At 70.2% G+C, this 23111-nt stretch carries 19 protein-coding genes; 11 read left to right on the top strand and 8 right to left on the bottom strand.

The window, feature by feature from the left end; genetic code table 11:
• The 3 genes from ACIGXP_RS06970 to glgB form a co-directional block, all read left to right on the top strand.
• On the top strand, positions 1-237 hold a 237-nt coding region (locus tag ACIGXP_RS06970), incomplete at its 5' end, for an alpha-glucosidase C-terminal domain-containing protein (RefSeq protein WP_363216698.1).
• An 89-nt stretch (positions 238-326) separates the two neighbouring features.
• A complete protein-coding gene (locus tag ACIGXP_RS06965; protein WP_399764805.1) occupies positions 327-1721 on the top strand; it encodes a maltokinase in 1395 nt (464 codons plus the stop codon).
• Positions 1718-3940: a 1,4-alpha-glucan branching enzyme gene (glgB, locus tag ACIGXP_RS06960; protein ID WP_399764802.1), complete on the top strand. Its 2223-nt coding sequence runs from the start codon at positions 1718-1720 to the stop codon at positions 3938-3940. Before ACIGXP_RS06965 ends, glgB begins: the two co-directional genes overlap by 4 nt.
• A 28-nt stretch (positions 3941-3968) precedes the next feature.
• Here the strand turns inward: glgB and ACIGXP_RS06955 are convergent, their stop codons facing one another.
• From ACIGXP_RS06955 to ACIGXP_RS06935, 5 genes are all read right to left on the bottom strand, one after another.
• Complete coding sequence (locus tag ACIGXP_RS06955) at positions 3969-6203, bottom strand: hypothetical protein (RefSeq protein ID WP_399764799.1); 2235 nt, start codon at positions 6201-6203, stop codon at positions 3969-3971.
• Positions 6204-6909: 706 nt separating this feature from the next.
• The gene (locus ACIGXP_RS06950) at positions 6910-9129 is read right to left on the bottom strand and encodes a HelD family protein (protein ID WP_399764796.1); all 2220 of its coding nucleotides are present in this window, start codon (positions 9127-9129) and stop codon (positions 6910-6912) included.
• Between the two features lie 170 nt (positions 9130-9299).
• Positions 9300-9632, bottom strand: coding sequence for a thioredoxin (gene trxA / locus ACIGXP_RS06945; protein ID WP_363216701.1), 333 nt, complete (start codon positions 9630-9632; stop codon positions 9300-9302).
• Entirely contained in the window at positions 9629-10057 is a 429-nt protein-coding gene (locus ACIGXP_RS06940) for a MerR family transcriptional regulator (protein ID WP_363216702.1), read from the bottom strand. Before ACIGXP_RS06940 ends, trxA begins: the two co-directional genes overlap by 4 nt.
• A 52-nt stretch (positions 10058-10109) precedes the next feature.
• On the bottom strand, positions 10110-10631 hold the full coding sequence (locus ACIGXP_RS06935) for an Lrp/AsnC family transcriptional regulator (protein ID WP_363216703.1): 522 nt from the start codon (positions 10629-10631) through the stop codon (positions 10110-10112).
• Between the two features lie 45 nt (positions 10632-10676).
• Between ACIGXP_RS06935 and ACIGXP_RS06930 the strand changes: the two genes are divergently transcribed.
• On the top strand, positions 10677-11585 hold the full coding sequence (locus ACIGXP_RS06930; protein ID WP_399764791.1) for an NAD-dependent epimerase/dehydratase family protein: 909 nt from the start codon (positions 10677-10679) through the stop codon (positions 11583-11585).
• 1 nt (position 11586) lies between these two features.
• Positions 11587-12480 (top strand): aldo/keto reductase, encoded by an 894-nt coding sequence (locus ACIGXP_RS06925; protein WP_399764788.1) that lies wholly within the window; start codon positions 11587-11589, stop codon positions 12478-12480.
• Positions 12481-12507: 27 nt separating this feature from the next.
• On the opposite strand, the gene ACIGXP_RS06920 is transcribed toward ACIGXP_RS06925, so the two are convergent.
• Together ACIGXP_RS06920 and ACIGXP_RS06915 are read right to left on the bottom strand one after the other, a co-directional pair.
• The gene (locus ACIGXP_RS06920) at positions 12508-13272 is read right to left on the bottom strand and encodes a DUF2127 domain-containing protein (RefSeq protein WP_363216706.1); all 765 of its coding nucleotides are present in this window, start codon (positions 13270-13272) and stop codon (positions 12508-12510) included.
• Between the two features lie 110 nt (positions 13273-13382).
• Positions 13383-15056 carry an MFS transporter gene (locus ACIGXP_RS06915; protein ID WP_399764785.1) on the bottom strand — a complete coding sequence of 558 codons (1674 nt, stop codon included), beginning with the start codon at positions 15054-15056 and terminating at the stop codon, positions 13383-13385.
• Between the two features lie 140 nt (positions 15057-15196).
• Here ACIGXP_RS06915 and ACIGXP_RS06910 point away from each other — a divergent pair, with 140 nt between their 5' ends.
• Complete coding sequence (locus ACIGXP_RS06910; RefSeq protein ID WP_399764782.1) at positions 15197-15805, top strand: TetR/AcrR family transcriptional regulator; 609 nt, start codon at positions 15197-15199, stop codon at positions 15803-15805.
• 158 nt (positions 15806-15963) lie between these two features.
• Here the strand turns inward: ACIGXP_RS06910 and ACIGXP_RS06905 are convergent, their stop codons facing one another.
• The gene (locus ACIGXP_RS06905) at positions 15964-17352 is read right to left on the bottom strand and encodes a cation:dicarboxylate symporter family transporter (RefSeq protein ID WP_399764779.1); all 1389 of its coding nucleotides are present in this window, start codon (positions 17350-17352) and stop codon (positions 15964-15966) included.
• Positions 17353-17528: 176 nt separating this feature from the next.
• Here ACIGXP_RS06905 and ACIGXP_RS06900 point away from each other — a divergent pair, with 176 nt between their 5' ends.
• The 5 genes from ACIGXP_RS06900 (at position 17529) to ACIGXP_RS06880 (ending at position 23058) form a co-directional block, all read left to right on the top strand.
• On the top strand, positions 17529-19160 hold the full coding sequence (locus ACIGXP_RS06900) for an ATP-binding protein (protein WP_399764776.1): 1632 nt from the start codon (positions 17529-17531) through the stop codon (positions 19158-19160).
• A complete protein-coding gene (locus tag ACIGXP_RS06895) occupies positions 19157-19849 on the top strand; it encodes a response regulator (protein WP_363216711.1) in 693 nt (230 codons plus the stop codon). The genes ACIGXP_RS06900 and ACIGXP_RS06895 overlap by 4 nt, the downstream gene beginning before the upstream one ends.
• A gap of 140 nt (positions 19850-19989) precedes the next feature.
• On the top strand, positions 19990-21363 hold the full coding sequence (locus ACIGXP_RS06890; protein WP_399764772.1) for an extracellular solute-binding protein: 1374 nt from the start codon (positions 19990-19992) through the stop codon (positions 21361-21363).
• Entirely contained in the window at positions 21360-22223 is an 864-nt protein-coding gene (locus ACIGXP_RS06885; protein ID WP_399764771.1) for a carbohydrate ABC transporter permease, read from the top strand. Before ACIGXP_RS06890 ends, ACIGXP_RS06885 begins: the two co-directional genes overlap by 4 nt.
• A gap of 7 nt (positions 22224-22230) precedes the next feature.
• Entirely contained in the window at positions 22231-23058 is an 828-nt protein-coding gene (locus tag ACIGXP_RS06880) for a carbohydrate ABC transporter permease (RefSeq protein ID WP_363216714.1), read from the top strand.
• The last annotated feature ends 53 nt before the right edge of the window (positions 23059-23111 follow it).

Here is a 23111-nt window from a genome sequence, read left to right as displayed (position 1 = left end):
TCCAACCCGGCCGTCCTCGCCTTCCTCCGCGAGTACGAGGACGACCTGGTGCTGTGCGTCCACAACTTCTCCCGCTTCGCACAGCCCACCGAGCTGGATCTGAGCCGCTTCGGCGGGCGGCACCCCGTCGAGCTGTTCGGCGGGGTCCGCTTCCCGGCGATCGGCGAGCTGCCGTACCTGCTCACCCTCGCGGGGCACGGCTTCTACTGGTTCCGGCTGCGCCGGAACGTGGCGTAGAACCCTGGTCGTGGGGCGGTTTCTCCCGCCCCACCCGGGGCACGCACAAGTGATACCCCCTCGTGCACCGGGGAAAGGACGTGACGCCCATGGCGGAAACGGTCACCTCTTCCGGCACCACCACCCCGCTCCTCGCCTCCCTGGATCCCTTGTTGCGCGAGTGGCTGCCGAGACAGCGCTGGTTCGCCGGCAAGGGCCGCCCGGTCACCGGCTTCACCCCCGTGGCCGCCACCGAACTGCTGCCGCCCGACGGCCGACTGGGCCTCTACCACCTGCTCCTGCGCGTCCACCAGCCGTCCGCCCTGGGCAGCGAACCCCACCCGGGCGACTGCTACCAGCTCCTCATAGGCGTGCGCGAGGCGCTGCCGCCCCGGCTGGCGCCCGCGCTGATCGGACACCTGGAGGAGGGCCCGCTCGCCGGACGCACGGTGTACGAGGCCCTGTACGACCCCCGGCCCGCCGAGGTACTGCTGGAGGCCCTGCGCACCCGGGCCCGCATCGGAGGCTTGCGTTTCGAGCGGGAGCCGGGGAAGGAGATCCGCGCCGGGCTGGTGGCCCGGCTGATGACCGCCGAGCAGTCCAACTCGTCGGTGGTCTACGGCGATACGTTCATTCTGAAGCTGCTGCGCCGCGTGGTGCCCGGCATCAACCCCGACCTGGAGATACCCCTGGCGCTGGCCCGCGAGGGCTGCCCCCGGGTGCCCGCACCGACCGCCTGGCTGCATGCGGAGGTGGACGAGGAGTCGTATGTCCTGGCGGTGCTCCAGCCCTTCGTCAGCGGGGCGAGCGACGGCTGGGAGCTGGCGCTGCGCGAGCTGGCCAAGGGCGAGGACTTCGCCGCCGAGTCCCGGGCGCTGGGCCGCGCCACCGCCGAGGTGCACACCGCGCTCGCCCGCTCCCTGCCGACCGTCACCTTCGGCCACGCCCAGTTGCAGTCGCTGGTCGCGGGGATGACCGAGCGGCTGGAGGCGGCCGTCCAGGCGGTGCCGGCACTGCGACCGTACGAGAGCGGGCTGCGCTCGGCGTACCGGGCGCTGGCCGCCCTCGCCGGCGAGGGCCGCACCTGGACGGCCCAGCGGATCCACGGCGATCTGCACCTCGGCCAGTGTCTGCGCTCGGCCTCCGGAGACTGGTCGCTGATCGACTTCGAGGGCGAACCGGCCCGGCCGCCGGCCGAACGGCGCATGCCGCAGCCGCCGGTGCGGGACATCGCGGGCATGCTCCGCTCCTTCGACTACGCGGCGCACTCGGTGAGCCCGCCCGCGCCGGAGTGGGCACGCGTCTGCCGGGCCGCCTACTGCTCCGGGTACGCGGAGGTGACCGGCCGCGACCCGCGCACCGATCCGGTGCTGCTGGCGGCCTTCGAGACCGACAAGGCGGTCTACGAGGTCGTCTACGAGGCCCGGCACCGCCCCGACTGGCTCCCCGTACCGCTCTCCGCGATCCGTCGCCTCGCCACGTCCGCCCAGGAGGCTCGTCCGTGACGACCAAGAAGCCGGCCACCCCGAAGCACACCCCGCATTCCGCCGTCTCCCCCGCCGACCGCGAGCGGCTGCGGCACGGCACCCATCACGACCCGCACTCCGTCCTGGGCGCCCACCCGGTGACGGGAGGCGTCGCCTTCCGGGTCTTCCGGCCGTACGCGCGGTCCGTCACGGTCGTCACCGACGACCTGCGCGCCGAACTTCACGACGACGGCGACGGGTTCTTCTCGGGGTCGCTGCCGCTCGGGGACGTACCGCGCTACCGGCTGCTGGTGGCGTACGAAGGCAACGTCCTGGACACCGAGGACCCCTACCGGTTCCTGCCCACGCTCGGCGAGCTGGATCTGCATCTGATCGGCGAGGGGCGGCACGAGCAGCTGTGGCAGGCGCTCGGCGCGCATGTCACCGCTCATCAGGGCGTCACCGGCACCCGGTTCGCGGTGTGGGCGCCGGACGCGCGGGGGGTACGGGTCGCGGGCGGCTTCAACTTCTGGGACGCGACGGGCTTTCCGATGCGCTCGCTGGGCTCGTCCGGGGTGTGGGAGCTGTTCGTGCCGGGGATCGGCGAGGGCGAGGCGTACAAGTTCGAGATCACCCGCCCGGACGGCTCGCGCACCCTGCGCGCCGATCCGCTGGCCCGCCGTACCGAGGCGCCGCCCGCCACCGCGTCGATCGTGCATGCCTCGCACCACGAGTGGGCCGACGCGGAGTGGATGGCGCACCGCGCCGACATCCCCGTGCACGAAGCGCCCTTCTCCGTCTACGAGGTCCATCTCCCCTCCTGGCGCCCCGGCCTGACCTACCGCCGGCTCGCGGAGCAACTGCCCGCCTACGTACGGGAGATGGGCTTCACGCACGTGGAGCTGATGCCGGTCGCCGAGCATCCCTTCGGCGGCTCCTGGGGCTATCAGGTCACCGGTTTCTACGCCCCGACGGCCCGGCTCGGCACCCCGGACGACTTCAAGTACCTGGTGGACCGGCTGCACCAGGCCGGCATCGGGGTGCTGATGGACTGGGTCCCGGCGCACTTCCCGCGCGACGACTGGGCGCTGGCCGAGTTCGACGGGCGCCCGCTGTACGAGCACCACGACCCTCGGCGGGCCGCGCATCCCGACTGGGGCACCCTGGAGTTCGACTTCGGCCGCCGCGAGGTGCGCAACTTCCTCGTCGCCAACGCCGTGTACTGGTGCGAGGAGTTCCACATCGACGGCCTGCGGGTGGACGCGGTCGCCTCGATGCTCTACCTGGACTACTCGCGCGAGCCGGGCCAGTGGACCCCGAACGAGCACGGTGGCCGGGAGAACCTGGACGCGGTGGCCTTCCTGCAGGAGATGAACGCCACCGTCTACCGGCGCTGCCCGGGTGTGGTGACCATCGCCGAGGAGTCGACGGCCTGGGACGGCGTCACCCGCCCCACCCACCACAAGGGCCCGAGCGGTTTCGGCGGGCTCGGCTTCGGCCTGAAGTGGAACATGGGCTGGATGCACGACTCGCTGCAGTACATGGCCCACGAGCCGGTCCACCGCAAGTACCACCACCACGAGATGACCTTCTCGATGGTGTACGCCTACAGCGAGAACTACGTCCTGCCGATCTCCCACGACGAGGTGGTGCACGGCAAGCGGTCCCTCGTGTCGAAGATGCCCGGCGACTGGTGGCAGCAGCGCGCGAACCTCCGCTCCTACCTGGGCTTCATGTGGGCCCATCCGGGCAAGCAGCTGCTGTTCATGGGCCAGGAGTTCGCCCAGGGCGCCGAATGGTCCGAGGCGCACGGCCCCGACTGGTGGCTGCTCGACCCGTCCTACGGCGCCGAGGCCGACCACCGGGGCGTACGGGATCTCGTCCGGGACCTGAACGCGCTGTACCGGGCGACCCCCGCCCTGTGGCAGCGCGACACCGACCCGGCGGGCTTCCAGTGGATCACCGGGGACGCGGCGGACGACAACGTCTTCGCGTTCCTGCGCCTCGACGCCGACGGCAATCCACTCCTCGCGGTCTCCCACCTGTCCCCGGTGGTCCGGCACGACTACCGGCTCGGCGTTCCGGAGGACGTACCGGCCTGGCACGAGTGCCTGAACACGGACGCGGCGCGGTACGGGGGCGGCGATGTCACCAATCCCGACATCATCAAACCCGAGCCCCAGGGCTGGCACGGCCGCCCGGCGAGCATCCGGCTGACCCTGCCGCCACTGGCGACGGTGTGGCTGCGACCGGCTTAGACCGGGGAGGAACCGGCGTGCGCCGGGGCTACGGGCCGGGTTCGTCTCCGGCTCCGTCCCCGGCCCCTGCTTCGGTCTCGGGCTCGGTTTCGGCCAGCCCCTCGACCAGTTCAGGCAGTTCACGGAGCACGCGCAGGGTGCGGGACACGTCCCGGACGATGGCGTCGGCCTGTCCTCGGCCGAAGGCCGACGCAACGCCGTCCGCCCGGGCCCGGTCAGCCATCCGGTCCAGGACATCCTTCGCCAGGCGGGACTCGTCGAGCAGCCGGCCGACCCGCGCCTTCAGTTCCCCGGCCCACTGCTCCAGGCAGGAGGGGCCCGTGGTACCGAGGACAGTAGTCTGCTGCGGGCCGGTGGGCAGAGGAGCAGCAGGCAGAGCCTGTGCCTGCGGAGGGGGTGGGGTGGTGACTGCCGGGGCGGATGCGGAAGGCGGGGACGCCGGTTGCCGCGCCGTCACCGCCATCGCGGGGGGAGCGGTGCGCGCACCGGGGACGATGGGCCGGTTCGGGCGTTTTCCGGTCTCCTTGGGGAACTCGCGGTTGAACCAGGCGGCCTTCATCGGCACCACATCGGGCTGCCCCGAGCGGTTCACCCTGAGTGGCGGCCGGTCGTTCTGGTCCATCGCCAGGGCGAGTTCCCTGAGGACCCCTACCGCCTGCTTCCTGCTGTTGTTCCGCAGCGCGTTGAGGGTGTTGCGCACGGTGCGCCGTACGCGGGTCGCCTCCGTGCCATCGTCCTCATCGGCCTTCTGACCCGTCAGTGAACCCCGGTCCGCGTCGATGATGCCGAAGGCGGCCAGCCAGTGCGCGGCACGGTAACTCACCAACTCCTCGAACGCTTCGTCGTCCGTCTCGGCCGCCGCGAGGAGGTCCCGCAGCGGACGGCCGGAGAGGCGGATGCCCTCGCGTACGTCCGACACCTGGAACATCTCACCGATTCGGGGGTTCCAGGCCTTGGGGTAACTCTCCGATGTCAGCGCGGACCAGGCACGGGCGCGTTGGTTCACTTCCGGGGCGGTGAGCTGCGAAGGAGGCGACTCGCTCAGCACCCGTCGGATCACGAACCGCTTCTCACGGTCGGTGGGGAACAGTTCGGTCAGCAGCATCATCGACCGCAGGTCCCTTAGCTCGCTGACCGTCGCGTCGCTCGGCGCGCCCGGCAGCTCCGTGATCGGAGCAGAGCCGGAAAGCACCTCGGCCGTCCGCTCGTCCAGCCGCCCGGCGGCGACGTAGGCGCCGAGAACGCTGCGTGCGAGGGCGCGGCTGCGGTCGTTGTGGAGGAACTCCAGGGGCGGGTGGACATGGTCGCGCCGATTGCTCGACTGGACAATGCGGTACAGGCGGCGCGGTGTGGTGCTTCCGATCACCAAGTGGGCCTGGACGACGGCGACATTCCTGGCCCGAACCGCGCGACAGGTGCTGTCCGGGTCCCACCCGCCCGCGTCGAGGTACTCCTCGTTCAGGCTTTCGGACAGCCGCGCCAGCCATTCATCGACATCGAAGATGAACTTGTCGCCGTCGCCGCCGAGCTTCCTCAGCGGAACGCCGGTCAGCACCTCCGCCGACGTCACACCGAAGATCTCCTGGCGTGCCTTGGTCCGGTTGTTGCCCCGCACGGCCATCCATCCCCAGTGCTCAGCGGGATGCAGCGGTTCACCGTCCTGGCCGGTCAGGGGTGCTTCGTCCAGTTGGAAGTGTTGGGCAACGTAGAGGCCCGGCTCCTGCTGGCCGTTGAGGATGAGGTCCTGCCGGAGGTCATAGGGCCGGTGACCGACGCGGCCACTCAGGGCCTCGGCAGCCAGCTCGACGTCCGCGATCAGATCCTCACGGCTCGCCACGGTACTGCGCAGCGCCGCGTAAGCCTCTTCCCGACCATCGGGGGTCACTCGCGTCCAGGGATGCACCCGGGCCAGCACACGTCGCTGCTCGGTGACGCCGGAGGGATCGGCCAGGGAGTGCCAGGCCGAGCTGATCCGTTCGTTGTTCTCCCAGACGATCCCTCCGACGCCATGCATCCGGACGGTCACGACGGTCATGTCCCCGGCGTCGGTGACGATCCGCCGCAGAGCGCGGTCCTCCAGCCTGCGCCGTCCGGCAGCGTCGGCGGCGCCCAGCAGCTCCTTCGGCTCGACGAGGAAGGGAGCGATATTACTGAGCGCACCCCGGGGTACATTCGCCCCCGGGGTGGCGATCGCCGCCTCAATCCACTCTTCCTGTTCCTCCCGAGAAGCGGGCAAAGGAAACGGACGCTCGACCTCGGCCATCAAATCCCCCCATTCACCGCACCAGTGGCAGTATTAGAGAATGACGGGAAGGCTGGTGTCCACCAGGATAAGCCGGAGTCACCGGTACGAGGGATTCACCTGATACATAGCGATCGAATTCGACCGACTGTGATCACCCTGAGTCAATGACTGACAGACTCACCCAGGAACCGCAGCAAGTCAGGAAGAAAGGGAAGCGCCGTCGTGAGACAGAAGGACAGCAGTCCGCGCCAGCCCTGCCGCCATCTCTGCATTTGCTCGATTCTACGCCTGACCTCCTCCAACTGGTGATCCTGTGCGTCAAGCTGCCGCCTCAGACCGTCGAGGCCGGACGGGTCGTCGTCGCCCGATGCTGGCATACGCAATCCTCAGATCAATGTGCCACCGACACCGGACTCCCCCGTCCGGTCGAGAGCCAGATTGACATCCCGAATTCCCGTTGTCGAATGCATCGCGGAGGGACACCCTCCGCCCGATATGACGTGCCCGCGGGAAAATCTACCGACTTGCACTGCACCCCGACACGGCCAGTGTTCCACAAACAGCAAAGCCAAGGCCAGAGCTTCGATTTCCTAAGTCATATATTCATCACGGACATTCATCCGACTGTGCGATGCGTAGAACAAAGAATCTGGAGATCGCACGGCCGGAGGGTTCCCGAGCGCTTTCTCGTCTCGGGAACCCTCCGGTCATCCGGACCTGCCCGTCACGCCGCCTCGGCGAGCCCCGCCGGCAACGTCCCGGTGTGCAGCACGCCGAGCCGTTGTGTGGCCCGGGTCAGGGCCACGTACAGGTCGCTCGTCCCGTAGCGGGCCGGCTCGACGACCAGCACCGAGTCGAACTCCAGGCCTTTCGACTGGCGGGGGTCGAGCAGGACGACGGCCCGGGTCAGGTCCGGCTCGGCGCCCGCGGTCACCCCGTCCAGCCGTGCGGCCAGCTTGCGGTGCAGGTGGCGCGGGGCGATGATCGCGAGCCGGCCCTCGGCGGGCGTCAGCTCCCGGGCCGCCTCGGCGACGGCGCCGGGCAGGTCGTCGGTGGCGCGCACCCAGGGCCGTACCCCGGTCGAACGGACCGAGCTCGGCGGTTCGAAGCCGGGGTTCTCGGCACGGACGACGGCTGCCGCCAGTTCCATGATCTCCGCCGGCGTACGGTAGTTGACCCCGAGGCGCGTGTGCTCCCAGCGGTCCTCCACATACGGCTGGAGGATCTTCGACCAGGAGCCGACACCCGCCGCCTCCGCCGTCTGGGCCGGATCGCCCACCAGGGTCATCGAGCGGGTCGGGCAGCGCCGCATCAGCAGCCGCCAGGCCATCGGCGACAGCTCCTGCGCCTCGTCGACGATGATGTGCCCGAACGCCCAGGTCCGGTCGGCCGCCGCCCGCTCGGCGGCGCTGCGGTGGTCGGCCTCCTCGTGCCGCTCGGCGAACCGCTCCGCGTCGATGATGTCGTGGGCGGACAGCACCTCCGAGTCCTCGTCCTGCTTGTCCTCGAACTCGTACGTCCGGGACGCGTACGAGACGTCCAGCACGCCCTGCGCATAGGCCACCTGCGTCTCCCGTTCCCGCTCCGCCCGCGCCCGCGCCACCCGCTCGTCCACGCCGAGCAGTTCGGCCGCCTCGTCCAGCAGCGGCACGTCGGCCACGGTCCACGCCCGGGTCACCGGGCGGCGGATGGCCGCCGCGTCCTCGTCGGGGAGGTAGCCGACGGGGTCGGCGAGGAAGTCCGCGACCAGGCGCTGCGGCGTCAGGCGCGGCCACAACTGGTCGATGGCGGCCCAGACCTCGGGGTTCTCGGCCAGTTCGTCGCGGATCTGGGTGATGTCGGAGGCGTCCAGCAGGTTGCTGCCGTCGTACGGGTCGGTCCCCACACGCTCGGCGTACAGGTCGGTGAGTGTGTTGAGGATGTGGCCCTCGAAGTGTTCCCGGGCCACGTTGTGCGGCAGCTTGGCGGCGCGGGTGCGCTCGCGGGCCACCTTCACCAGGCCGTCGTCGAGCATCAGGACCTCGCGGTCGTGCTCGATCGCGATCACCGGATCGGGCAGCGATTGCCAGTCGCGTACGACTTCGGCGAGTACCTCCGCCATGCCGGCGCGGCCCTTGACCGCGGCCGCCTCCCTGCTGTCGGTGGCCGTCGCCCTCACCCCGGGGAACAGCTCGCCGACCGTGGCCAGCAGCACGCCGGTCTCACCGAGGGAGGGCAGCACCTCGCCGATGTAGCCGAGGAAGGCCGGGTTGGGGCCGACGATCAGCACGGCGCGGCGGGCCAGCAGTTCCCGGTGCTCGTACAGCAGATACGCGGCCCGGTGCAGGGCCACGGCCGTCTTGCCGGTGCCGGGGCCGCCCTCGACCACCAGCACCCCGCGGTGGGGCGCCCGGATGATCTCGTCCTGCTCGGCCTGGATGGTCTGCACGATGTCGCTCATGCGGCCGGTGCGCGCAGAGTTCAGCGCGGCCAGCAGCACCGCGTCGCCGTTGTGGTCCTCGTAGCCGGTGCGGGTGGCGTCGCCCAGGTCGAGGATCTCGTCGTGCAGGGACGTCACGGTGCGGCCCTGGGTGGTGATGTGCCGGCGGCGGCGCAGGCCCATCGGGGTGTGACTGGTGGCCAGGTAGAAGGGGCGGGCGACGTCGGCCCGCCAGTCGATGAGCACCGGGGTGCGCTCGGTGTCGTCCTCGCGGAGCCCGATCCGGCCGATGTGGTGGACGGCGCCGGAGGCGAGGTCGATCCGGCCGAAGCAGAGCGAGCCGTCGACGGCGTTCAGCGCGGCGAGCAGCCCCGAGCGCTCGGCGACCAGGATGTCCCGCTCCAGCCGGGCCTGCATGGGCTTGTCGCCCTGGGCGAGTGCGTCGGTGACCGACGTCTCGGTTTCGCCGCGCAGCACGTCCGCACGCGCGTACAGTCCGTCGATGAATTCCTGCTCGTGCCGCAATTCATCGCCTGGAAATTCGGTGTTTGACAATTCCGCTCCCGCCCGGATATACTGTGCCCACTGAACTTCTCCGCGCCATTCATCGAATGGAAGTCGCGAACCACCGAATATACGCAGAGAAATCCCCCGAGCGCAATTGCTCGGGGGATTTTTTCGTGGGCGCAGGGGTTTTACAGCACGTCGGCCAGCTCTGCCAGCAGCCGCCGCTTGGCCCGCGCCCCCACCATCGACCGCACCGGCTCACCGTCCCGGAAGACCATCAGGGTCGGCGTGGACAGCACGCCGTAGGCGATGGTCGTCTGCGGATTGCGGTCCACGTCCAGCTGTACGACCTTCAGCCGGTCGCCCTCCTCGAAGGCGATGTCCTTCAGCACCGGCGCGAGCTGCCGGCACGGCCCGCACCAGTCGGCCGTGAACTGCACCAGCACCGGCAGCTCCGAGTCCTTCACCTCCGCCTCGAAATCCGCGTCCGTCACCTCGGCCAGTCCGCTCACCAGACTCATCGTGAAATCCCTCCCAGCTCGCACACCGGTTCCGGACCCCCCGGAACCAGCGCCTCGGCGGCCAGCGCGTCACGGGCCCGCTCGGCCCGCCGCAGCTGCCCGGCGACCGTCTCCCGCACCGCCGACAGCTGCCCGATGAGCGCGTCCAGCTCGTCCAGCTTGCGCCGGTAGACCGTGAGCGAGGCCGGGCAGGAGTCGCCCTCCGGGTGCCCGGAGCGCAGACACTCCACGAAGGGCCGCGTCTCCTCCAGCTCGAACCCGAAGTCGCGCAGCGTCCGGATCTGCTCCAGCAGCCTGAGGTCGCCCTCGTCGTACGTACGGTGTCCGTTGCCGTCGCGCCGGGCCGGCAGCAGCCCGCGCGCCTCGTAGTAGCGCAGGGTGCGGGTGGTGGTCCCGGCCCGTGCGGCCAGCTCGCCGATTCGCATGCCTACGACCGTAGGTGTTGACGTCGGCGTCAAGGCAAGGGGTGTTTTTCCTTCAGGCTCGGGCCGGGGGCAGCAGCGGCTTGCGGCGCACCGGTGAGGACAGCACGATCGAGGTCGTCGTCCGGCCCAGCACCGAGGTCTGCTCCAGGATCTCCTCCAGGTGGACGGTGTCGGTGACGGCGACCTTGAGGATCCAGCAGTCCTGGCCGACCACGTGGTGCACCTCGGTGATCTCCGGGCGGTCGATCAGTTCGAGGGTCCTCGGGTGCTTGAGGTTGTAGCCGCCGTGCGGGTTCACCCGGATGAAGGCCTGGATGCCGTAGCCGAGGCGGGCGGGCGCGACCTGGGCGCCGTACCCCTCGACGACGCCGGCCGTCTCCAGCCGGCGCACCCGCTCGGCCACGGCCGCCGGGCTCAGACTGACCCGCCGGCCCAGCTCGCTCAGCTTGATCCGCCCGTCGGTCTGGAGCAGCTGGAGGATCTGCCGGTCCACCGCGTCGAAGGCCACCTGTGTTTCGTCGGCGACTGCCCGCAGATGCCGTGGTTCTTTCGGCGTAGTGGCCCGATCTCCCATGTCTCCCCCTTCAGAGCTCCCTGCTCGGTCCGGAGAATTATGGTCATGGCAAAGGCACGAGAGGTACTGGTCATCGGGGGCAGCCGCTATTTCGGCAAGCGGCTGATCGCCCGGCTGCTGGCGGCGGGTGACCGGGTCACGGTCCTGAACCGGGGATCGTCGGCCCCGCCGCCGGGAGCGGTCCACCTGGTGGCCGACCGCGACGACGAGAAGGCGCTGGCCGAAGCGATCGGCAGCCGTACCTTCGACGTCGTCATCGACCAGGTCTGTTACACCCCGCGCCAGGCGGAGATCACCCACCGGGTCTTCACGGGCCGCACCGGACGCTATGTCATGACCTCGACGGTGGAGGTGTACGAGCACGAGGACTCGGCGGTGCCGGTGCCGGAGAGTGCGGTCGATCCCAGTACGGTCGCCGTTGACCTGGACCTTCCCTGGGACGAGGCGGGGTTCGTCGAGGCGCACTACGGCGAGGGCAAGCGGCAGGCCGAGGCGGTGTTCACGGGCTCCGGCCTGCCGTTCGCGTCCGTTCGCGTCGCCCATGTGCTGGGCGGCGACGACGACTTCACCGGCCGGCTGGAGCACTACGCTCACCGCATCCGTACCGGCACGCCCATCGCCGTACCGCCGGTCTCGCACCCGGCGACGTACATCCACGTCGAGGAGATCGCCGACTTCCTGTTCTGGGCGGCGGGAGCGGACTTCACGGGCCCGGTGAACGCCGCCTCCGACGGCCTGCTGGCCGTGGACGAGCTGTGCACCGCGGTGGCGGCACAAATCCCCGGGGGCGAGGTGCGCTTCGAGGTGACCGAGTCCGCCGGGCTCTCCCCCTTCGCCTTCCGCCGCCGTTACGCCATGGACAACTCCCGGGCCGCCCGGCTCGGTTTCCTCTTCGGTGACGTACGGCAGTGGCTGCCGAAGGCCGTGGCCGAGACCCTGGGAAAGGACAGCTGAGATGCGGTACCGCACGGTTGGCGGCCTGAAGGTGAGCGCGGTGGGACTCGGTGCCATGCCGCTGTCGATCGAGGGCCGACCGGACGAGGCCCGCGCCCTCGCCACCGTCCACGCGGCGCTGGACGCGGGCGTGACCCTGCTCGACACGGCCGACTCCTACCATCTGCCGGGCCAGGAGCCCGGCCACAACGAACTCCTCCTCGCCCGCGCCCTCGCGGCCTACGGCGGCGACACCGACGGCGTGCTGCTGGCCACCAAGGGCGGCCGGGGCCGCCCGGCCGACGGCACCTGGACGACGACGGGCACGCCCCGGCACCTCAGGACGGCCGCGGAGGCCTCCCTGAAGCGGCTCGGTGTCGAGGCGATCGGCCTCTACCAGCTCCACAGGCCCGACCCGGCCGTGCCGTTCGAGGAGTCGGTGGGCGCCCTGCGCGAGCTCCTCGACGAGGGCAAGATCCGCCTGGCAGGCCTGTCGAACGTGACCGCCGACCAGATCGTCCGGGCCCGCACGATCCTCGGCGACCGCCTGGTGTCCGTGCAGAACCGCTTCTCCCCCGAGGTTTGCGACAGCGATCCGGAACTGCGGCTCTGCGCGGAGCTGGGCCTGGCGTTCCTGCCGTGGAGTCCGCTCGGCGGGATCTCGCGCAGCTCGCTGGACGGGTCGTCGGGCCTGGCGGCGGCCCCGCGGTTCGCCGCGTTCCACGAGGTGGCCCGGGAGCGCGGGGTCAGCCCCCAGCAGGTGTGCCTGGCCTGGCTGCTGTCCCTCTCCCCCACCGTGATCCCGATCCCGGGCGCGAGCCGTCCTCGGACGATCCGGGACTCGGCGGCGGCGTCGGAGCTCACACTGACGGAGGCGGAGCTGACACGGCTCTCCGAGGCCGCGCGGGCTTCGTAGCCCGCGGCGGGCGGCGGCCGGCGGGGGTCAGACGGTCACCCCCGCCGACTCCTCCACCTCCATCAGGGAGGCGCTGTGCCGTTCCTCCTCGAAGGCCCTGCGGCCGCCCCGGAGGCCGAACAGGCGCTTGGCCATGGCGATGTAGAGGACCGCGAGGATGTTGAGGACGAGCGTGGCGATCTTCAGATAGCTGACCTTCTCGGTGAGCTCGTAGATCTCCAGCGGCAGGAACGCGGCGGTGGCGACGACCGTCAGATACTCGGCCCAGCGCTTGGCGTACCAGAGGCCGACGGCCTCGATGAGCTCGATCAGCGCGTAGGCGAGCAGCAGGGCGGCGACCAGCAGCAGCGTGGAGTGCTTGTAGCCGAACGCCTTCTGGATGGAGCCGACGACGGGTGAGTGGTCAAGGTCGTAGTGGAAGTGCCGGAAGACCGGCCGGAGGACGTCGAGGTACTCGTTGAAGAGGCTGCGGACCGCGTCCTGGCTGTTGCTGAACTTCCAGACCGCGACCGCGACCAGCACGATGAACACCCCGCGCACGGCCCGCTCGATCGCCAGGAAGCGCAGGATGAACAGGTCCCGCAGCACCTTCCCGCGCGGCACCAGCGGGGCGTCCGCGGCCGGACCGGAGCCGTGCGGCTCACCCAGCGCGAAGTCACCGCAGCGCAGGCAGCGCCACACCTCGCCGAGCGCGGTGTCGGCGTGCAGCCGCAGACGCAGGCGGGGGTCGTCGGGCGCGTAGGTGACATGCCCCTTCCGCGCGCAGGTCCGCCGGTCCCAGTCGATCTTCATATCCCCCGTGCCTCCATACACGTCATGACTCACAGGTACGGACGCCACGCACGAACGTGCCGTTCCGATTGATCAGGAACGGCACGTTAGTGGATGGCGGCGAGGAGCTGTCAGCCGACCGCGCTGTCCAGGAGTTCCTTCTCCTCGGTCTTCACGTCCGGCGCGGGGGCTTCACGGCGTGGGAGCAGGAAGCCCACGAGGAGCGTGCCGAGGCCGAGGATCACCGCGCCGACCAGGCTGGTGTGGGCCACGGCGGAGGAGAAGGAGGAGCCGACCGCGTCGGCCATCTGGCGGGCGCCGGAGGCGAGTTCGGCGGCCTGTTGCTTCAGTTGTGCGGCCTGGTGCGGGTCCTTGGACTGTGCCGCCTGCGCGGCCAGCGCGTGCGCCTTGTCGCCGATGCCCTGGGCGACGGCGTATCCGGCGCCGACCGAGTCCTGCGCGGTGTCCAGGGCGCTCGCGGGGAGCTTGCTGCCGGCGGTGGCGTCGGAGAGGTGGTTGCCGTAGGACGTGGCGAGCAGCGAGCCGAGGATGGCGATGCCGAGCGAGCCGCCCAGTTCCAGCGAGGTGTCGTTGACCGCGCCGCCGACGCCCAGCTCGGACTCGGGGAAGGCGCCCATGATCGCGTCGGTGCAGGGCGACAGGGCGAGGCCGATGGCCAGGCCGAGGATGATCAGGGGGGCCAGGAAGTCGGTGTACGTCGAACCCGCGTCCACCCGGGTCAGCAGGGCGAGGGCGCTGGTGCCGCCGACCATGCCCGCCGTGACGGTCCACTTCATCCCCACGCGCGGGGTCAGCAGGCCGGTCAGGGCCGAGCCGACGAAGACCGCGCCGGCCAGCGGGAGCATCCGTACGCCGGTCTGCAGGGCGTCGTAGCCGAGGACGAACTGCAGGTGCTGGGTGAGGTAGTAGAAGGCGCCGAAGACGGCGAGGAAGAACAGGGCGACGGCGAGGTTGGAGCCGGCGAAGCGGCGGTGCGCGAAGCGGCGGACGTCCAGGATCGGGCGGGGGTGGCGCAGCTCCCAGACGACGAACGCGACCAGGCCGGCGCCCGCGACGACGGCCGCCGTGACCGCCTTGGCACCCCAGCCGAAGTGCGGACCCTCGATGATCATGTAGATGAGGGAGCCGGTCCAGACGACCGACAGCAGGCCGCCGACGTAGTCGATGCGGTCGTGGTGGCCCGCCCTGGACGGCGGTATCAGGACGAAGGCGGCGACGATCGCTACGGCCGCGATGGGCACGTTGATCAGGAAGGTCGAGGACCAGCCGTGATCGCGCAGGAGGGCGCCAGCGACGACCGGTCCGGCGGCGATGGCGAGCCCGGCGGTGGCGGTCCACAGGACGATCGCCTTGGCGCGTTCGGCGCGCGGGAAGGTCGCGGCCAGCAGGGAGAGCGTGGCGGGCATGATCAGCGCGGCGCCGACACCCATCACGGCGCGGGCCGCGATGACGGACGCGGCGCTGTCGGCGAGGTAGCCGGCGATCGCGCCGCCGCCGAAGACGACCAGGCCGAGGACGAGTGCCCCGCGCCGGCTGTACTTGTCGCCGATCGCACCGAGCAGCAGCATCAGCGCGGCGTAGGGGACGGTGTAGCCGTCGATCACCCACTGCAGGTCGGCGCTGCTCAGCCCGAGGTCCTTCGTCATGTCGGGCGCGGCGACCGTGAGGGCGGTGTTCGCCATCACGATGATCAGCAGGCTCAGGCAGAGCACGAGCAGTGCCCACCAGCGCCGGGCGTACGGGCGCTCCATCTTCTCGACCGGTTCGGTCATGACGAGTCGCATGGCAGGGGTCGCCTTCCTCGGTTCCGCGACGGGACGTGGAGTCCAGGTTTTGCACAGTGGCGTGCAATTGCACAACCATGTGCAATGTACGTCGTTGCACAGCACTGTGCAAGTTCTGCGCGTGCGTGCAGAATGACGACATGACCACGGGTAACCCCAGCCGCGCCGACGCCAACCGGCGCCGCATCCTCGACGTCGCCCTCGCCGAGCTGCTGCGCGATCCGGACGCCTCCATGGACCAGATCGCGCGCGCGGCGGGTGTCGTACGACGGACGGTGTACGGCCACTTCCCCAGCCGTGAGGCACTGATCAGCACTCTCGTCGACGAGGCGGTGCAAGCGCTGACGGACGCGGACGCGGCGGTGCGCGAGGGGGTGCAGGACCCGGCGGAGGCGGTGGCCCGGTCGCTCCTCGCGATCTGGGTGACCGCGGATCGCTACCGCCTGCTGATCGCGCTCGCCCAGCGCACGGTCACCGTCCAGGGCATCCGCGAACGCCTCGCCCCGCTGCGCGCCAACAAGGTCCAACTGCTCCAACGGGGCCTGGACGAGGGCGTGTTCAGCTCCCCGCTGCCCGCCCCGGCCCTGGCGTACGTACAGGAGCAGATGGTGTTCGCGGTGATGGAGGCGGTGAACGACGGCCTGGTGACAGCGGAAGAGGCGGGCCGCTCGGCCACGGTCACGGTCCTGACCGCGGCGGGCGTGCCCGCCTCGGCGGCCACCGCGCTGGTGGCCAAGGTGAGTGCGTAAGGGGTGGGTGCGCAGAGGTGAGTGCGCTGAGGTGAGCCGGCAGACGTGAAGAAGCCGGGCGGTCGAGGTACGGGGGAGACTCGACCGCCCGGCGGTGGATCCCGGACGCCCGGCCCGGGTTCAGGCGGGGCCGGACGTCCGGAGTTCTTTCGGGCGGGTCAGGCCTTGGCCAGCTCCTTGTCCCCGCCCTCCTGGGGTTCGGGGACCTCGGTGACCGCCGGCTGCTTCTCGTCCAGCAGCGTGGTCTCGTCGAACGGCAGCTCACCCGCCAGCACCTGCCGCACCCGCACCTTGTCGATCTCCTTGGTCCAGGTGCCGATCAGCACGGTGGCGACCGCGTTGCCCGCGAAGTTCGTCAGTGCCCGCGCCTCACTCATGAACCGGTCGATACCCACGATCAGACCGACCCCGTCGACCAGCGCCGGCTTGTGCGACTGCAGGCCGCCGGCCAGGGTGGCGAGCCCCGCACCGCTGACGCCCGCCGCGCCCTTGGACGCCAGCAGCAGGAACAGCAGCAGCGGGATCTGCTCGCCCACCGACATCGGCGTACCCAGCGCGTCGGCGATGTACAGCGACGCCATGGTCATGTAGATCATCGTGCCGTCGAGGTTGAAGGAGTAGCCGGTCGGCACGGTGATGCCGACGACGGGCTTGCTGACGCCCAGGTGCTCCATCTTCGCGATCAGCCGCGGCAGCGCGGACTCGGAGGACGAGGTGGACAGGATCAGCAGGAACTCGCGCGACAGGTACCTGAAGAGGGAGAAGACGTTGAGTCCGGTGACGATCCGCAGAATCACGCCGAGCACCACGAAGACGAACAGCACGCAGGTGACGTAGAAGCCGAGCATCAGCACGGCGAGGCTCTTCAGGGCGTCGAGTCCGGCCGAGCCGACCACCGCCGCGATGGCGCCGAAGGCACCGACCGGCGCCGCCCACATGACCATCGACAGGATGCGGAAGACGAGCCGCTGGAGGTGCTCGATGCCGCGCAGCACCGGCTGCCCGACCGGCCCCATGGACTGCAGCGCGAACCCGGCGAGCAGGGCGACCAGCAGGGTCTGCAGAACCTGTTCCTGGGTGAAGGCGGACACGAAGGTCGTCGGAATGATCGACAGGATGAACTGGACCGGCGGCAGTGCCTCCTTGGACACCTGGTCGTGTCCGGCCGCCTTGACGGCGTCGGTGAGGTGCAGCCCGTCACCCGGGTGCAGCACGTTGCCGACGACGAGCCCGATGGCGAGCGCGACCAGCGACATCACGAGGAAGTAGCCGAGCGCGATCCCGCCCACGGTGCCGACCTTGGCGGCCTTGCGTACGGACCCGATGCCCAGCACGATCGTGCAGAAGATGATCGGCGAGATCATCATCTTGATCAGGCTCACGAAACCGGAACCGAGCGGCTTCAGCTGGACCGCGGCGTCGGGCCAGATGAGTCCCACGGCGATGCCGAGCGCGACCGCCACGATGACGGCGATGTACAGGTAATGGGTCCGGTCCCGCTTCACGCGGGGTGCGGCAGGTGCCGTGTCGGGGGTTGTGGCGGCCACGACTGCCCTCCTTGACGTCTTCGTCGGCGAACAACCGGCGTGCGGCTCACGTCCGGGCGTTACTGGGGAATGCCGTGACTATCTCCCGCCGTGTGAGGGCGGTCACCCTTCCGTTCATTTAGTTCACGATGGACCGCAGAGACACACCGCATCGACCGGAGAGGCACACTGCTGACATGCGCGTTCCCCGTCTCCCCCGACCCCGCAGCCTGGCGGGCCAGCTGTTCGCGATGCAGGCCGTGCTGATCGCGCTGGTCGTGGCCGGGTACGCGCTGTTCACCTACCTCAACGACCAGAGGCAGGCCGAGGACGCGGCGGTCCGCCAGGTCACGGCGGTGGCCCGCTCCATCGCGGACGCCCCCTCGGTCCGCTCGGCGATCCACACCTCCCGCCCCACGGCCGCGCTGGAGCCGTACGCGCTGCAGGTCATGCGGGACGCGGACGTCGACTTCGTCACGATCATGAACCCGGACGGGATCCGCTGGACCCATCCCGACCGGAACGAGATCGGCAAACGCTTCCTCGGCCGTATCGGCCCCGCCCTGCACGGCCACACCTTCACCGAGACGTACACCGGCACCCTCGGCCCCTCCGTCCGCGCGGTGACCCCGGTCGAGGAGAACGGCCGCGTCATCGCCCTGGTCAGCGCCGGCATCAGGGTGGAGGAGATCAGCGCGCGGGTCCAGGACCAGGTCACGGCCCTGCTGGGGGTCGCCGGAGGCACGCTGCTGCTGGGCGCGGTCGGCACGTACGTCGTCAACGCCCGGCTGCGCCGGCACACCCACGGCATGAACGCCACCGAGCTGAGCCACATGCACGACTACCACCAGGCGGCGCTGCACGCGGTCCGCGAGGGCCTGCTGATGCTGGACGGGCAGTACAGGGTGGCGCTGATCAACGACGGCGGCCGGGAGCTGCTGGGCCTGGGCGCACCGGACACGGAGCTGATCGGCCGCTCGGTGGCCGACCTGGGCCTGCCGGTCCCGCTGACCGGCGCGCTGCTGTCCTCGGAGCCCCGGGTGGACGAGGTGCACCTGACCGCGTCCCGCGTCCTGGTGGTGAACACCTCCCCGGTGTCGGGCGGGGAGCGCCGGGGCACGGTGGTCACCCTGCGGGACGTCACCGAACTCCAGTCCCTGATGGGTGAGTTGGACTCCGAGCGCGGCTTCACCCAGGCCCTGCGCTCGCAGGCGCACGAGGCCGCCAACCGTCTGCACACGGTGGTGTCGCTGATCGAGCTGGGCCGGGCCGAGGAGGCGGTGGAGTTCGCCACGGCGGAGCTGGAACTGGCCCAGGCCCTGACCGACCAGGTGGTCGCGGCGGTACGGGAACCGGTGCTGGCCGCCCTGCTGCTCGGCAAGACGGCCCAGGCCAACGAGCGGGGCGTGGAGCTGGTGGTGTCCCGGGACAGCCGCCTGGACGACGGGCTGCTCCCCGGCAGCCTGCCCGCCCGTGACCTGGTCACCATCCTCGGCAACCTGATCGACAACGCGGTGGACGCGGCACAGGGCAGCGTCGGGGCGCGGGTGACGGTCACGGCGTACGCCTCGGACGCCGAGGTGGTCCTCAGGGTGTCCGACACGGGCCCCGGTGTCGACCCGGCCCATGCCGACCTGGTATTCCAGCGGGGGTTCTCGACGAAGCCGGCCGGGCCCGGCGGCCGGGGCCTCGGGCTGGCCCTGGTCCGGCAGGCGGTGACCCGCCACGAGGGCACGCTGACGGTGGCGGAGTGCGACGAGGACGGCGAGGGCGGAGCGGTGTTCGAGGTGCGGTTGCCGCTGCGGTCGGCGGTGGGGGGCGGCAGATGACGCAGGAACCGCATCCGATCCGCGTCCTCGTGGTCGAGGACGACCCGGTCGCCGCCGACGCCCATGTGCTGTACGTCGGCCGGGTGCCCGGGTTCGTCTCGGTCGGCAGGGCGCACACGGGGGCGGAGGCCCGCCGCATCCTGGACCGCACGCCCGTGGATCTGCTGCTCCTGGACCTGCACCTGCCGGACGTGCACGGCCTGCAGTTCGCCCGGTCCCTGCGTGCGGCCGGGCATCACGCGGACGTGATAGCGGTGACATCGGCCCGGGACCTGGCGGTGGTCCGCGAGGGCGTGTCCCTGGGCGTCGTCCAGTACGTCCTGAAACCCTTCACCTTCGCCACGCTGCGGGACCGGCTGATCCGCTACGCCGAATTCCGCGCCGCGGTCGGCGAGGCGAGCGGCCAGGACGAGGTCGACCGCGCGCTGGCGGCCCTGCGGGCACCGTCACCCGCGGCGCTGCCGAAGGGTCTGAGCGGACCGACCCTGGAGCGCGTGACGGGCACACTGCGGGAGGCGGAGGAGGGGCTGACGGCGGCGGGGGTGGCCGAGGCGGTGGGCATCTCGCGGATCACCGCCCGGCGGTACCTGGAGCACCTGGTGGAAGCGGGGAGGGCCGGCCGGAGTCCGTTGTACGGGCAGGTGGGGCGGCCGGAGCTGGTGTACCGGTGGGTTTCTCAGGGGCGGTGAGGACAGCGTCCACCCGGGGCAAGGCCCCGCAGACGCCGCCAACGGGCAATCCGCGCACACTCATTGACCCGACTGGACCACCGCTCATACCTTCACACGGCAGCCATCTCCGCGCCACCGCCACGTGTGCTCAGGAGGTCATGCCCGTGCGCCCCACCGCCGCCTACTCCGCCCTCCTCACCGCCGCCCTCGCCGCCACCGCCCTCACCGCGTGCGGCTCGGGATCCGGCAGCAGTGCCGACACGGTCAAGGTGTCGTACAAGCAGTCCACCGACAACTCCATCAAGGTGATGGACACCTATCTCGCCGGGGTCAAGAAGGAGTTCGAGAAGAAGTACCCGGGGAAGAAGGTCGAGTTCGTCCCCGTCAAGGCCCCGGACTCCGAGTACTACACCAAGCTGCAGCAGATGCTGCGGTCGCCGAGGACCGCCCCGGATCTGGTGTACGAGGACACCTTCCTCATCAACTCCGACATCACGAGCGGCTATCTCAGACCCCTCGACCGGTACCTCGCCAAGTGGCCGGACTGGAAGCGGTTCGCCGGCACCGCGAAGGCGGCCGCGAAGGGGCAGGACGGGAAGACGTACGGCGTGCCGGACGGGACGGACACCCGCGGGCTGTGGTTCGACAAGCGGGTGTTCAAGAAGGCCGGGCTGCCGCTGAACTGGCAGCCGAAGAACTGGGACGACGTCCTCGCCGCCGCCCGCACCATCAAGCGGAGGGTCCCCGGCGTCACTCCGCTCAACGTCTACACCGGCAAACCGGCGGGAGAGCGCTCCACCATGCAGGGCTTCGAGATGCTCCTGTACGGCACCGGCGACGGCACCTCCGATCCGCTCTACGACAGCACGGGCAAGAAATGGGTCACGGCCGGTCAGGGTTTCAAGGACTCGCTGACGTTCGTCGAGACCGTGTACCGGGAGAAGCTCGGCCCCGACGTCTCCGACGCCCTCGACCCCAACTTCGCGACCACCGTCAACGGTGAGCTGCTCCCCCAGGGCAGACTCGGCATCGACCTCGACGGCTCCTGGCTGCCGCAGGCCTGGCTGCCCGGCAGTGGGCACGAATGGCCCGACTGGTCCCGGCAGTTGGGCCTCGCGTACATGCCCACCCAGCACGGGCAGGCGCCCGGCAAGGTGAGCATGTCCGGTGGGTGGACCTGGGCCGTCCCGGCCAAGGCCGGCAACCCGGACCTCGCCTTCGACTTCATCAGGACGATGCAGACCGAGGCGAACGCCAAGAAGTGGTACATCGCCAACTCCGGCATCTCCGTGCGCAGCGACGTCGCCGAGGACCCCGCGTACGCCACCGCCCAGCCCGGCATCAGGTTCTTCACCGACCTGGTGTCCAGCACGCACTACCGGCCCGCGTACCCGGCGTACCCCAAGGTGTCGACCGCCATCCAGGAGGCCATGGAGAGCGTGACGACCGGCGACCAGTCCGCGGAGCAGGCCGCGAGCGGGTACGACGACACGCTCAAGGACGTCACCGGCGGCCAAGTGACCGAGAAGTGAAACCTCCGCGCCGGCTCACCCGGGCCCTTCCTCTCCTCCCCGCCGTCGTCCTTCTCCTGCTCTTCCTCGCCGGACCGATCGCGTACTGCGTCTACATCGCCTTCACCGACCTGCAGCTGACCGGTCAGGCGCATGCGTCCTTCGTCGGGTTCGCCAACTTCCGGCGCGCCTTTCGTGACGACGCGTTCCTGAACGCCGTCCGGCTGACCCTGGTGTTCACGGTGCTGTCCTCGCTCCTCGGACAGAACACCCTGGGTCTCGCCCTGGCGGCGCTGATGAAGCGGGCCTCGAAGCCGGTGCGCACGCTCACCGGCGGGGTCGTCGTCACGGCGTGGGTGCTGCCGGAGGTCGTCGCCGGGTTTCTGCTGTACGCCTTCTTCCGGCGGGAGGGGACGCTCAACGCGATCCTGGACTGGCTGCATCTGCCGCGCGAGAACTGGCTGTTCACGCTCCCCATCCTCGCCGTGTCCTTCGCCAACGTCTGGCGCGGTACGGCGTTCTCGATGCTCGTCTACTCCGCCGCGCTGGACGGGATACCCGCCGAGATCACGGAGGCCGCCGAGGTGGACGGGGCCGGCGGATGGCGGCGGATGTGGCACATCACCCTGCCGATGATCCGCCGGTCCATCGGCACCAACCTCATGCTCAACACCCTGCAGACGCTCTCCGTCTTCGGGCTGATCTGGGTGATGACCCGGGGCGGCCCCGGAAACAAGAGCCAGACACTGCCGCTGTTCATGTACGAGCAGGCCTTCCAGAACAGCATGATCGGGTACGGCACCGCGGTCGCCCTGCTTCTGCTGCTCGTCGGCTCGCTGTTCTCGGTCGTCCATCTGCGGCTGCTCCGGACGGAGGTGTGACACCCGCATGCCCAGGAAACGCGCTTCTGGGCGGCTTGCCGCCGATGCCTGTCTGCTGGTCGTGGCCGTCGCCTTCGCACTGCCCCTCGCCTGGGTGGTGCTGTCCTCCGTCGATCCGCACGCCGATCTCAGAGTGAAGATCCCGGACGGGTTCACCCTCGGCAACTTCGACGCGATCCTGACCCCGGACATCACCTGCACCCCGCTGCTCAACAGCCTGGTCCTTTGCGGCTGCGGCACCGCGCTGACCGTCGTCTGCGCCGCCCTCGCCGCCTATCCGCTCTCCCGGTTCCGCTCCCGTCTGGGCCGGCCATTCCTGGTGACCATCCTGTTCGCGACGAGCCTGCCGATCACCGCGATCATGGTGCCGGTGTACGCGCTGTTCGTCCGGGTGAACCTGATCGACACACTGCTGGGCACGATCCTCTTCTTCGCCGCCTCCCAGCTGCCGTTCGCCATCTGGCTGATGAAGAACTTCATGGACGGGGTGCCGAGGGAGCTGGAGGAGGCGGCCTGGACGGACGGGGCGAACGCGCTGCAGTCCCTGGTGCGGATCGTGCTGCCGCTGATGGGGCCGGGGATCGCCGTCGTCACGGTGTTCTCGTTCGTGATGATGTGGGGGAACTTCTTCGTCCCGTTCATGCTGCTGCTCACCCCGGACCAGATGCCGGCCTCGGTCAGCATCAACGACTTCTTCGGCAACCGGGGCATGGTGGCGTACGGGCAGCTCGCCGCGTTCTCCGTCATCTATTCGACGCCGGTGATCCTGCTGTACGTGCTGGTGGCGCGGCGGCTGGGGGGCGGCTTCGCGCTGGGCGGGGCGGTCAAGGGGTGAGCCGGAAGGGTGTCGGCTCCGTAACATCCGTCCGGTTACATACCGAACGGACG

Origin of the sequence: Streptomyces sp. NPDC053069 (genome assembly GCF_044546895.1) — a bacterium.
GTDB lineage: Bacteria > Actinomycetota > Actinomycetes > Streptomycetales > Streptomycetaceae > Streptomyces.
This window is presented reverse-complemented; position numbering and strand designations above follow the sequence as displayed.